Consider the following 11,223-nt stretch of genomic DNA (forward strand, 5'->3'; position numbering starts at 1 on the left):
GCTGGGGCGGCTTTTTAAGGATAGATAAATCGTTATACGGTGTTAAGGCTTTCCTTGATTAATGACACGGTAATTTTTCCCTGATTGTTTCTGCTGCGCTTTAAAACAGTATAATTTATCAAACTTAAATCTTCATAGGTTACCCGGGCAATACTCATAAAGTATTGGCTTTCGAGCGTAACATGTTCACTGCGAATGCCTAACTTTTGCAGCAGAGGACTTATTTTAGTCATGTTTTTTATGCCCTCTTCACCGCGTGCCTCAAGCAATTGTTGAACTTGGGCGTTATTCAGGCCATTGCCCAAACCTTTAAGCACGAGTTGCGGTGCGGTATTGAGATTAATGGGTACTGCTTCGGGTAGGGCTGAGATTAAATCCGCTATTCCCTGATACAGGTTGGCAGTCACACCACGAACCAGACGAAACTCGCTGGGGCTTTCAAAGAATTGGAAACCGGGAAGATAAGACGGTTTCTGCTTGGCATAATAAGCCATGTATTCGTCATTGCCGCGTCCGGGTTTGTAATCGCTTATCCATTGTACGGTCGCATCAAGCAATTGCTTTCGTTGCCCGGGATTCAGTTTTAAATCGGGTTTTTCCAGCAATTTTAAAAACAGGAGAGCATAATTTTTATTGCTTAAATTATTAAGATTAAAGCGGCTTTGCAAATCATAAAGCTCACCGCTGATAGTAAACGGGGGGTATATAGCCTTCTGGTTGGCAGGAAAAGCCAGCAGGGCGCCAGTCACAGTATTTCGAGTAAATGCGTTTTTGTGATTGCCAAGCTCACTCATGGCCCAGAAAGTAACCGATTGCGACGCCAGATAAAGTTGGTCGGTCAGGAGGGTTAATCGCGTACGGTAAATATCCAGTTGCAAACGCGTGCTCATGGCGGTTGCTGCAATCGCTACCAGCGTCATGATAAAAAGAGCCGAAATCAGGGCGCTGCCGGCTTGTTTAAATTTCACCATAGAGGCCCTCGGGTAGAATGAACAGGAAACTTGCTTTTCCCCAATCGGATAACCTCAGGGTTAATTGAACAGCCTTGGGGAGTGGCGCCATTTTATGACTGCCTGGCATGGCATTAGCCCGCCATTCAGGTAAGACCTGAAGCTGCTCATTCAGATAAGCCAATTGGCATCCGGTCACTTGCTCCAATAGGACTTTGTCGTCATAGTCTTTGCGTTTCATCGCATCTAAAACGGGCCAGCTGCGTCGAATCAACTGCTGTTTATCGCAAAGCAGGGCGATCCGTTTGAGCGTGCTGCGTTTGTCGCTGCTGTTAGGGTTGGTCAAGCCTCCCCGCGTTAATTCCATATAATCATTGCGTCCAATAAATGCCGGCAGCATGTGCATCTCATTGTCACGAACAGCGCGGTTGGCGACTTGTTGGATATCCCGTTCAACCAGGGTCACAGCCAATTGTAATGCCATCAACCGCTCCGCCTGCAAGGTCACACGGGAACGGGTAGTGAAAGCGTAATACATAGCGGAGGATGTGATGGTGGCAAGAATGGCAAATACCGTCAGTGCAATCAGGATTTCAAGTAGAGTAAAGGCGGCTTTTTTATTCATGGCTGATACTTAAACGCGAGCAGGGGGTCAGTAAATGGGCCGGCCTGATTTTTACTGACACTGACCGTGATTTGTTGAACAGTTTTACCCAGCGCGGTTGGGGATAGTTTGACCCGCCAATACCAGCGTTGGCCGAGAAGGCTTGTAACTTGCGTCATTTCCTGGTTGGGCGGTACCGTTAAAAGCCCCAGTTGGACCATGGTGACTCCCTGCATAGCTACCCAATGGCTGATGGTTTTTTCCTTGATACGCTGCGTATTGGCGACATCCTGGGAGGTCGCCTTGAGCAGTGCAGTCAAGGCAATGGCGACCACGGCCAGCGCCAGCAGCACTTCGATTAAAGTAAATCCCTTGTTCATTGATTTGCGCATCATCAGGTGTCGCTGTTTGTCAGTTCAATGTCGCCGTTATGTCCGCCAATCAGCACAGCCAGCCTTGGTTTTTCAGGGGTGCCAAACGTAAGCTCAAAAGGAGACATGTCCCCTGACGGATTAATAACAATGTCAGGCCGATTATCCCGGTTGCGAATAGCCGCTTTCAGACTTACGACGACATGCTTTGGAAAGGGTTGCCAATGAAACCGGCTGTTTTTAGGCATGGGTTGCCAGCGAAGGCCCTGCTCAAAACGAAAGGTTTCATAGCCGTTTCGATTGATATTAATACCCAAGGTATTGACCTCAAGAATAGCTCGATGCTGAACAAGTTTGACATAAGAAGCAAAATGCTCGGCGCTGACGACCGCTTTGCGGCCGGCGCCAAAATCACCAAACGCGAGCAGGGTTACACTTAGAATAATGCCGGTAATGACGATGACCACCAGGATTTCAATGAGCGTAAAACCGCGTTTATTGGGCATCCCAGTTACCTATCTCAGCATTTATGCCGGTTCCACCGGGTTGACCTTCGGCGCCTAAGGTAAAGACATCCACATCCCCGTGTTCACCGGGATTGAGGTACAGGTACTCACGCCCCCAGGGATCTTTCGGTACGGATTTCAAATATTGTTTCCAATCACGCGGCACGGGATTGCTGGTGGGTTTTTCAACCAATGCCTGCAGGCCTTGATCAGTGGTGGGGTAGACACCATTATCCAGCTTGTAAAGGTCAAGCGCGTTTTGTATGGCCAACACATCCTGTTTGGCTTTTACCACCCGGGCTTCATCTGGACGGCTGATAATTTTAGGTACAATAATAGACGCAAGAATACCCAGGATGACGACGACGACCATAATTTCTATCAGGGAAAAACCCTTCTGATTACTCATTAATCACTCCTAAAGCCAAAAGAAAAAATCAGGCAACCAATTGCTCCATGGAAAAAATGGGCAGTAAGGTTGCCAATACAATAAATAATACCACAGCGCCCATCAGCAGGATAACCAGGGGTTCAAGCAGGGTCAGGGCCGTATCAATCAAGCGTTGTACTTCATTATCGAGATGTTGCGCGGCGCGTTCCATCATGGTGGCAATCTGGCCGCTTTTCTCTCCGCTGGCAATTAAGTGCGTTGCCATGGGGCTTAAAAAATGCGTATCTTTTAAGGCTTGATGAATGGCGGTTCCTTCACGAACGCGCGTTGTTGCAGCATCGAAGGCATCGCGCATGACGAGGTTAGTCACCAGACTCGCTGAAACCCGCATGGTTTCAAGAACGCTGACCCCGGCTGCGAAGAGTATGCCAAACGTATGGATATAACGGGCGACATTCACGGAGCGAACCAGGTAGGAGCTTACTGGCAATTTGAGCAGAAGCCTGTGCCAGAGCATGCGGATTTTCAGGTTCTTTAAACTTCGCTTAAACCCGATGAAAGCGAGCACCATGGCTCCTGACAGGAATAGACCGTAATCTTTAATAAAATCACTCATGTGGATAAGGACTTTGGTCATGGCTGGGAGCGATTGCCCGCTTGAAGTAAACACTTCTATGATTTTCGGAACGACAAAGGCTAACAAGAAACTGATAATGGCGGCGGAAACTATGATCATCAGCGTCGGATAGATGAGTGCCTGTTGAACTTTCTGACGTGTTCCCTGCTGATTTTCAGTATAATCGGCCAGTTTTTCGAGGACAATATCAAGACGTCCTGTCTGTTCGCCGGCAGCGACGGTCGCCCGATAAAGCTCAGGGAAAGCCTGTGGAAATTCATTCATGGATTGGGCAAGACCATAGCCTTCGAGAACTTTCGAGCGCACACCGATAATTAAGGATCGGACTTTGTCTTTTTCCGTTTGTTCGCTGACACCGCGCAACGATTCTTCGACAGGGATGCCGGCAGCGAGAAGCGTTGCCAACTGGCGGGTAAACAAGGATAAATCCTGGGCGGAAATTTTAACGGAGTGCTGGGTTTGTTTTTGTTTGGCCTGGGTCTGGATTTGCACTGGGACGAGGCCCTGATCACGCAACAATTGCCGGGCATGGCGTTCCGAATCCGCCTCAATGACCCCTTTATGGGTACTTCCCGATTTGGTTAGAGCTTGGTATTGGTAGGCGCCCATGATCATTACAAAAGAATACGTCAAAGCAGTTTAATCTATTGGGTTTAATCTGTCACTGCGGTACACTCTGGCTAGTAGTCAATCCTGGAGATAACAATGGACGATAATTTGATTGTAAAAGCAATAAAAAAACACGATGCTAAATTTATTGACCTTCGTTTCACGGACACAAGAGGCAAAGAACAACACATTACTCTTCCAGTATCAGCCATTGATGATGATTTCATTGAAAATGGCAAAATGTTTGATGGGTCGTCCATCAAGGGTTGGCAAAAAATACATCAATCTGATTTGGCACTCATGCCTGATTTGGATACCATACTGCCCGATCCATTTTATCAGGACAGTACCCTTATCGTCCGTTGTAATGTTGTTGATCCGCAAACCATGTTGGGATATGACCGTGATCCGCGCTCTCTGGCGATGCGTGCAGAAAACTATTTGAAGTCCACCGGAATTGCCGATACAGCATACATCGGGCCTGAGCCTGAATTTTTCCTTTTTGATGATGTCCGCTGGGAAACCAGTATGAGTGGTTCATTCTATAAAATTGACTCGTCTGAAGCCCAATGGAATTCCGGCAAAGTATTTGAAGGGGGTAACATCGGCCATCGTCCCAGCATTAAAGGGGGTTATTTTCCTGTACCGCCTGTCGACTCCTCACAGGATATCCGTTCAGCTATCTGCCTGACGCTTGAATCCTTGGGTATTCCAGTCGAAGCGCATCATCATGAAGTGGCAACAGGTAACCAATGTGAAGTAGCGACCCGGTTTGACACCGTGACCCGCAAGGCTGATCAATTACAGGTTTTAAAATACGTCATTCATAATGTGGCGCACAATTATGGCAAAACGGCAACTTTTATGCCCAAGCCTTTAGTGGGTGATAATGGCAGCGGTATGCATTGTCATATGTCCCTGGCCAAAGATGGCGTTAACCTGTTTGCCGGTGAGCAATATGCCGGCTTATCTGAAACGGCGTTGTTCTTTATTGGAGGCATCATTAAGCATGCCCGTGCCTTGAATGCCTTTACTAATCCATCAACGAACAGTTACAAACGCTTGGTCCCTGGTTTTGAAGCACCGGTTCTTTTGGCCTATTCTGCCCGTAACCGCTCTGCAGCCATTCGTATCCCACATGTGAATAATCCCAAAGGACGCCGTATTGAAGTGCGTTTCCCGGATCCGACAGCTAATCCCTATCTGGCTTTCTCGGCGATGGTAATGGCGGGTATTGATGGTATTCAGAAAAAAACTCATCCTGGGCAACCGATGGATAAGGATTTGTATGATTTACCGCCCGAAGAACTGGTTGATATCCCAACCGTGTGTGGTTCATTAGAGCAAGCCGTGGATAATCTGCGTCAGAATCATGAATTTCTGTTGCAAGGCGATGTATTCAGTCGGGATTTTATCAATAGTTATATTCAATTACGGGAAGCTGAAATTTCTCAGGTAAGAAGCCTGGTTCATCCCTTTGAATTCGAGCTTTATTACAGTTTATAAGGATATTGAGAAGGAAATGCGATGCGAACATTCTGTTATTTGATGTTGATGATTTTGGCTGTTGGTTCGTTACACGCCGAGATATACAAATGGACAGACAGCGAGGGTAATGTTCATTTCAGTGATCAACCCCATCAAGGTTCTGAGAAAATTAATTTACCCGCGTCGCAGACCTTTACCCCGCCGCCACAAAACAACAGCGCGTCTCCGCCTGCCAAAGCGCAGGAAAGTGATGCTGAAAGAGGATATAAAGTCCTTCGCATTGCCCAACCGATTGATGAAGCCACCATTCGCAATAGCCAGGGGTATGTTCCTGTGATTGTTGAAATTTCTCCGGAGTTAAAATCAGGCGATAAACTACAGATTCTGTATGACGGTGAACCCTTGGGTGAACCTCAGGCGACCACCGTTTTTGCCTTGAATGATGTAAAACGAGGTTCACATACCATTGCTGTACAGGCTGTGGATGACGAAGGAACGGTGTTGAGCACCAGTGAAATGATCACCATCTTCATGCATCGACCCCGAGTAGGCATGGTGCCACAGACCAAACCTAAAAATACCGCCAATTAACCCTTGAAAAAAGCGGTTTCATCCCTATATAGAGCTTATTCGCGATCGGCATGGGTTCATGCCGATCGTTTTTCAGTGGGCTCAGTTACGAATCAGTTGGAGATTGACAAAGATGGTTCAAAAGCAACAAACAATGGGATTTCAAACCGAAGTCAAACAAATGCTGCATTTGGTTGTTCATTCGTTATACAGCAATAAGGAAATTTTCTTGAGGGAGTTGATTTCCAACAGTTCGGATGCACTCGATAAGCTGCGTTTTCTTGCTTTGTCCAATTCGTCTCTCTATGAAAATGATTCAGATTTGCGCATTACCGTTGAGCACAACGAAAAATTAAAAACCATCACCATCAGGGACAATGGTATTGGTATGAGTTGGGATGAAGCCGTTGAAAATCTCGGTACCATTGCCAAATCAGGCACTAAAGAATTTTTAAGCCACATGACCGGTGATAACGCCAAGGATTCCCATCTCATTGGTCAGTTCGGTGTGGGATTCTATTCGGCCTTTATTGTAGCAGATAAAGTAACGGTCAAAAGCCGCCGTGCAGGCTTGAGTTCTGAAGAAGGAATCGTCTGGGAATCCAAAGGCGATGGGGAATTCACTATTGCTCAGGAAAAGCGCAATGAACGCGGCACTGAAATTACGCTACATCTGAAAGACGAAGAGAATGAATTTCTGAGTGATTGGCGAATCCGCAGCATCATCAGCAAGTACTCTGATCACATCTGCTGGCCTATTTTAATGAAAAAGATGGCAGATGAAGAGGGCAAGGAAAGCAGTGAATTTGAGACGGTGAACAAAGCAACCGCTTTATGGACGCTGCAAAAATCAGAAATCAGCGATGAAGAGTATAAGGCCTTATACAAGCACATTTCCCATGATTACCAAGATCCTTTAACCTGGTCGCATAACCATGTCGAAGGGAAACAGGATTATATCAGCCTGCTTTACATCCCATCTCACGCCCCCTTTGATCTATGGCAACATGAGATGAAGCATGGCTTAAAGCTGTATGTCAAACGGGTTTTTATTCTTGATGATGCGGCTCAATTTTTACCTCGTTACCTGCGTTTTGTGAAAGGGATTATTGATGCCAGCGATCTGCCTTTGAATGTTTCGCGCGAAATTCTGCAGGACAATAAACAGGTTGAAGCCATTAAATCAGCCTGTACCAAACGAGTCTTGTCCATGCTAGAGAAATTGAGCACTCAGGATGCTGAAGCTTATCAAAAATTCTGGAATGAATTTGGCCTGGTGATGAAAGAAGGACCGGTTGAAGATTTTGCCAATCGTGAAACAATTGCTAAATTGTTGCGCTTTACCTCAACCCATAGCGATTCTGAAAAACAGAATGTCACGTTAATGGATTATGTCTCACGTATGAAAGACGGGCAGGATAAAATCTATTATATTACCGCTTCAAGTTATAATGCAGCTAAACATAGCCCGCATCTTGAAATTTTCAAGAAAAAAGGCATTGAAGTCCTGCTGTTAAGCGATCGCATCGATGAATGGCTGGTTGGTTACCTTAGTGAATTTGATGGGAAAAAACTGCAATCCATCAGCAAGGGTAAAATTGATCTGGATAAGGAAGAAACGCCTGAAATCAAAGAAAAAGAAGAGTCTTTAGCACCGATGCTCAAACACATTAAAGACGTTTTGGGTGAGCGGGTTAAAGACGTTGCCTTGACTCATCGCCTGACTGATTCCCCGGCCTGTGTTGTGGCGGATGATCAAGACATGGGGCTTGAAATGCAACGCATACTGCAGGCAGCTGGACAGCAGGTGCCCCTGTCCAAACCGATTTTTGAAATCAACCCGGAACATGCTCTGGTTAAACGTCTGCATAACATCAATGATGATGAGCAATTTGCAGAATGGGTTATTGTGCTTTTCGAACAAGCCGTTCTTGCAGAAGGCGGACAATTGGATAACCCGGCAGATTTCGTGAGTCGGGTGAACAAATTATTGGTTGCGGCGTAATAGTATAAGGGGGCTGGTCTTTGGCTTGCTCCCGCCCTGACAAATAAAAAAGGCTCGTATCAACGAGCCTTTTTTTGCATTATTGGTTATTCGTCTGTCAAGCGAAAATATTTGGTACCAAAATAACGCTGTAATTTTTTTCGTATTGTCCCACGGCTAATGCCCAGCATTTTAGCAGCTTGCAGTTGATTGCCGCGGCGTTTCTCCATGACGGCTTGTAAAAGAGGGGGTTCTACTTCAGAGAGAATCATGTCATAAAGATCATCAATGTTTTTGCTTTTATTTTCTGCAAGAAAACGTGAGACTAAATTGTAAACCAAATCCTGCAAGCCTTGCTCTTGTTTAACACTTTGAGTAGTCGCTTGTGTATCAATGACATTCATCATAACTTCCTTATTTTAGTTAAATCATTATCCAATTACTTTCGATCTCCTCGAAAGCAAAATTAATTGTACATGAAGGTTAATTGATAATCTAGATTCCACCAAGGGATTAGGCGTACAAATCAACACGATATTTTGCGTTAATCATGTCATCAAAATCAGCATGATGCCAAGCTAAACATCTTCAGTATTTTAGGTTATAGTTAATTGTCACATCAATAGGGATATATCATGACAAATCGAGATAATCTGTCCACTGACGTTCGTCAGGAGTTGCATCGTAACTGGGGTTGGTTACTTGCGCTGGGTATTATATTTGTTGTGCTTGGCGTGATTGGCCTTGGCATGGTTGTTGGTCTCACATTAGCCAGTGTGCTCCTCATCGGTATTTTATTGATTATCGGTGGTGTCATACAAGTCGTTGACTCCTTTAAGTGCCGGGGCTGGAAGGCATTCATATGGCATCTTCTTATTGCTCTTTTTTATGTTTTTGCCGGCGGGCTCATGATTTATTATCAGGTTCTTGCATCGGTCGTAATTACAGCAATGATTGCCTGGCTACTTATTATTATTGGTATAGCACGTTGTATTATGGCCTTTTCGATTAAAGAATCGACTGGTTGGTATTGGCTGCTGTTAGCCGGCATTGCCGCCCTGGTTTTAGGGATTCTGATTCTGGCTCAATGGCCAATGAGTGGTTTCTGGGTGATTGGGTTATTTATTGCGATTGAAATGTTAATTAACGGTTGGTCTTATATTTTCCTCGCCTTAGCCATGCGCAGGATTTAGGCTCACTTAAAGGATTGTCCTCTTAATGTACTATAATTAAAAGGTATAAACATTTCTTTTACACCTTCCAAAGACTGTTATCACATTATACCTGTTCAATTGCCGCATGAATCATGCGGCTTTCTCTACATGCAATCGAGGAATTACGATGTCGACCTATACTGCGACAATTTATTTTGATGAATTTGAAATAATTAAGCATTCTGGAAATGATCTGGAATCTCTTTTTGTCTGGATGTTAACGCAGGCACAAGGAAAATTCGGCAACTTAAGCGGAAAAATTACTAATAACAGAACGAAGATAATCGAAAAAGAATTTCGTATTGCCGCGCACGAATAGCTGCGTTTTTTTATGTGTAGCTCTAATCTGTACCGATGAAAATCTAAAATTATAAATCGTTCACCATCCTCAATTACCTATCAGACTTAAAAGCATATAAACTGCTTTTCCCCGCAGCAATCGAGCAGACGCTGTCTCGATTTTGCAGACCGTACGCAGTGGTTGCGCATTATCTGATCAGGTCTATAATTTAAATAAGTTGCTCAGCAGGGAGGCTTTCTTAGAGGTATTCATCATGGCAATCAAGATTGGCAGCAAAGCTGTCAATGTATTAAATGGTGGCGCAGGAAATGATTTCCTGCTTTGTTTTTTTGGTACAAATACGCTCAATGGTGGTGCGGGAAACGACAGTCTGTTCGGTGGTTCTGGCAAGGATACACTCCGAGGCGGCGCGGGATCCGATCGTATTTATGCAGGATCGGGTAACGACACCATCATTCATGATGTGGTTCATGATCAAGGCAAGTTCGATATCTATGATGGCGGTCGAGGTATTGACACGCTCATTCTTGAAGTTTCTCAAAGTTTCCTGGCACGTGCCGATGTCCAAACTGCGCTCAATGCCGTAACCAGCAAAGCCTTGCCTGCCGGAACTCAATTCTCTTTTGGAGGGTATGTCCCGGGATGGAATTTGACTATCAAGGGCATTGAAAAACTGGTGATAAAAATAAAAGGCGTACCGGTTTCTCCGAGCATCGCCATCAATGACGTCATCAACACGCAGGAGGATACACCATTTGTCATTCCGGTAGCGCAATTGTTGGCGAATGACAAAGGGGGTAATGCCATTCTGAGCGTTGATTACACGGGTTCCGGGAATTTAAGTTTTAGCAATGGTGTTATTACCTATGTGCCTGTGAGTAACTACCACGGAACGGATACGTTCAAATACACTATCGCCAATGGCCTGGGAGGCAAGAGTGTTGCTACAGTAACGCTTCACGTCAACTCCGTTAATGATGAACCCATCGCTGTTGATGATGGGTTTTCAACCAGTGGAGAACTGATTATTTCGACAAACGACCTCCTGACCAATGACACGGATGCGGATGGCGATAGTTTATCGATTATCGATATAACGGGAGGGAATGGCACTATAGAACTTTTGCGGGATGCAACGGGTGCGATTACTGGTGTGAAGTATATCCCAACCCCCTCTTTTAGCGGACAAACAGCATTGACCTACACCTTGACGGATGGTCATACTGACGCACAGGGAACAATCCTGATTAACGTGACGTCCTCTAACAATGGCAACTCTAGCGGCGGAGATGACAATGGTTCTGGTCCAGGGAATGGAGGCAACAATGGGAGTGGGGACGATGGTTCAGCTCCCGGCGGTGGAAGTAATAATGGCAACGGAAATGATGGTTCGACCACAGCAGGTGGTGGAACCGGCACCGGCAACGATGGTTCAGCCACATCCGGCAGCGGTGTGAGCACCGGCAGCGATGGTTCAGCCACAGCCGGCAGCGGTGTGAGTACCGGCAGCGATGGTTCAGCTACAGCCGGCAGCGGTGTGAGCACCGGCAGCGATGGTTCAGCCACAGCCGGCAGCGGTGTGAGTACCGGCAGCGATG

Annotated in this window: 13 protein-coding genes; 6 read left to right on the forward strand and 7 right to left on the reverse strand. The window is 45.8% G+C overall.

What is annotated here, in order from left to right; genetic code table 11:
• Positions 1-32: 32 nt before the first annotated feature.
• The 6 genes from gspK to lspF are packed head-to-tail and all read right to left on the reverse strand — an operon-like array spanning position 33 to position 4,068.
• Positions 33-971, reverse strand: a complete 939-nt coding sequence (gene gspK / locus Lery_RS05755; RefSeq protein ID WP_058526302.1) for a type II secretion system minor pseudopilin GspK — start codon at positions 969-971, stop codon at positions 33-35.
• Positions 958-1,575, reverse strand: coding sequence for a GspJ family T2SS minor pseudopilin variant LspJ (gene lspJ, locus Lery_RS05760; RefSeq protein WP_058526303.1), 618 nt, complete (start codon positions 1,573-1,575; stop codon positions 958-960). The genes gspK and lspJ overlap by 14 nt, the downstream gene beginning before the upstream one ends.
• Positions 1,572-1,949: a GspI family T2SS minor pseudopilin variant LspI gene (lspI, locus tag Lery_RS05765; protein WP_058526304.1), complete on the reverse strand. Its 378-nt coding sequence runs from the start codon at positions 1,947-1,949 to the stop codon at positions 1,572-1,574. Before lspI ends, lspJ begins: the two co-directional genes overlap by 4 nt.
• Complete coding sequence (gene gspH / locus Lery_RS05770; RefSeq protein ID WP_058526305.1) at positions 1,949-2,431, reverse strand: type II secretion system minor pseudopilin GspH; 483 nt, start codon at positions 2,429-2,431, stop codon at positions 1,949-1,951. The genes lspI and gspH overlap by 1 nt, the downstream gene beginning before the upstream one ends.
• Positions 2,421-2,840: a GspG family T2SS major pseudopilin variant LspG gene (gene lspG / locus Lery_RS05775; RefSeq protein WP_058526306.1), complete on the reverse strand. Its 420-nt coding sequence runs from the start codon at positions 2,838-2,840 to the stop codon at positions 2,421-2,423. Before lspG ends, gspH begins: the two co-directional genes overlap by 11 nt.
• 28 nt (positions 2,841-2,868) lie before the next feature.
• Complete coding sequence (gene lspF, locus Lery_RS05780; RefSeq protein WP_058526307.1) at positions 2,869-4,068, reverse strand: GspF family T2SS innner membrane protein variant LspF; 1,200 nt, start codon at positions 4,066-4,068, stop codon at positions 2,869-2,871.
• A gap of 96 nt (positions 4,069-4,164) precedes the next feature.
• Here lspF and glnA point away from each other — a divergent pair, with 96 nt between their 5' ends.
• The 3 genes from glnA (at position 4,165) to htpG (ending at position 8,131) form a co-directional block, all read left to right on the forward strand.
• Positions 4,165-5,574, forward strand: coding sequence for a type I glutamate--ammonia ligase (glnA, locus tag Lery_RS05785; protein WP_058526308.1), 1,410 nt, complete (start codon positions 4,165-4,167; stop codon positions 5,572-5,574).
• A gap of 21 nt (positions 5,575-5,595) precedes the next feature.
• Positions 5,596-6,147: a DUF4124 domain-containing protein gene (locus Lery_RS05790; RefSeq protein ID WP_058526309.1), complete on the forward strand. Its 552-nt coding sequence runs from the start codon at positions 5,596-5,598 to the stop codon at positions 6,145-6,147.
• Positions 6,148-6,259: 112 nt separating this feature from the next.
• Entirely contained in the window at positions 6,260-8,131 is a 1,872-nt protein-coding gene (gene htpG / locus Lery_RS05795) for a molecular chaperone HtpG (protein WP_058526310.1), read from the forward strand.
• Positions 8,132-8,217: 86 nt separating this feature from the next.
• On the opposite strand, the gene Lery_RS05800 is transcribed toward htpG, so the two are convergent.
• Entirely contained in the window at positions 8,218-8,514 is a 297-nt protein-coding gene (locus tag Lery_RS05800) for a helix-turn-helix domain-containing protein (protein WP_058526311.1), read from the reverse strand.
• Between the two features lie 231 nt (positions 8,515-8,745).
• Here Lery_RS05800 and Lery_RS05805 point away from each other — a divergent pair, with 231 nt between their 5' ends.
• The 3 genes from Lery_RS05805 to Lery_RS05815 form a co-directional block, all read left to right on the forward strand.
• The gene (locus Lery_RS05805; protein WP_058526312.1) at positions 8,746-9,303 is read left to right on the forward strand and encodes an HdeD family acid-resistance protein; all 558 of its coding nucleotides are present in this window, start codon (positions 8,746-8,748) and stop codon (positions 9,301-9,303) included.
• Positions 9,304-9,451: 148 nt separating this feature from the next.
• A complete protein-coding gene (locus tag Lery_RS05810) occupies positions 9,452-9,643 on the forward strand; it encodes a hypothetical protein (protein WP_058526313.1) in 192 nt (63 codons plus the stop codon).
• A 235-nt stretch (positions 9,644-9,878) separates the two neighbouring features.
• Positions 9,879-11,223: tandem-95 repeat protein (locus Lery_RS05815; protein ID WP_058526314.1), on the forward strand; the 1,345-nt coding region annotated here is incomplete at its 3' end.

The sequence above is a fragment of the Legionella erythra genome (assembly GCF_001467615.1).
Lineage (GTDB): Bacteria > Pseudomonadota > Gammaproteobacteria > Legionellales > Legionellaceae > Legionella_C > Legionella_C erythra.

Excerpts from the sequence above, each read along its gene's own strand:
- Lery_RS05810 (WP_058526313.1), top strand. The coding sequence starts at position 9,452 with ATGTCGACCTATACTGCGACAATTTATTTTGATGAATTTGAAATAATT.
- glnA (WP_058526308.1), top strand. The coding sequence starts at position 4,165 with ATGGACGATAATTTGATTGTAAAAGCAATAAAAAAACACGATGCTAAA.
- htpG (WP_058526310.1), top strand. The coding sequence starts at position 6,260 with ATGGTTCAAAAGCAACAAACAATGGGATTTCAAACCGAAGTCAAACAA.
- lspF (WP_058526307.1), bottom strand. The coding sequence starts at position 4,068 with ATGGGCGCCTACCAATACCAAGCTCTAACCAAATCGGGAAGTACCCAT.
- Lery_RS05800 (WP_058526311.1), bottom strand. The coding sequence starts at position 8,514 with ATGAATGTCATTGATACACAAGCGACTACTCAAAGTGTTAAACAAGAG.
- lspI (WP_058526304.1), bottom strand. The coding sequence starts at position 1,949 with ATGATGCGCAAATCAATGAACAAGGGATTTACTTTAATCGAAGTGCTG.
- lspJ (WP_058526303.1), bottom strand. The coding sequence starts at position 1,575 with ATGAATAAAAAAGCCGCCTTTACTCTACTTGAAATCCTGATTGCACTG.
- gspK (WP_058526302.1), bottom strand. The coding sequence starts at position 971 with ATGGTGAAATTTAAACAAGCCGGCAGCGCCCTGATTTCGGCTCTTTTT.
- Lery_RS05805 (WP_058526312.1), top strand. The coding sequence starts at position 8,746 with ATGACAAATCGAGATAATCTGTCCACTGACGTTCGTCAGGAGTTGCAT.
- Lery_RS05790 (WP_058526309.1), top strand. The coding sequence starts at position 5,596 with ATGCGAACATTCTGTTATTTGATGTTGATGATTTTGGCTGTTGGTTCG.
- gspH (WP_058526305.1), bottom strand. The coding sequence starts at position 2,431 with ATGCCCAATAAACGCGGTTTTACGCTCATTGAAATCCTGGTGGTCATC.
- lspG (WP_058526306.1), bottom strand. The coding sequence starts at position 2,840 with ATGAGTAATCAGAAGGGTTTTTCCCTGATAGAAATTATGGTCGTCGTC.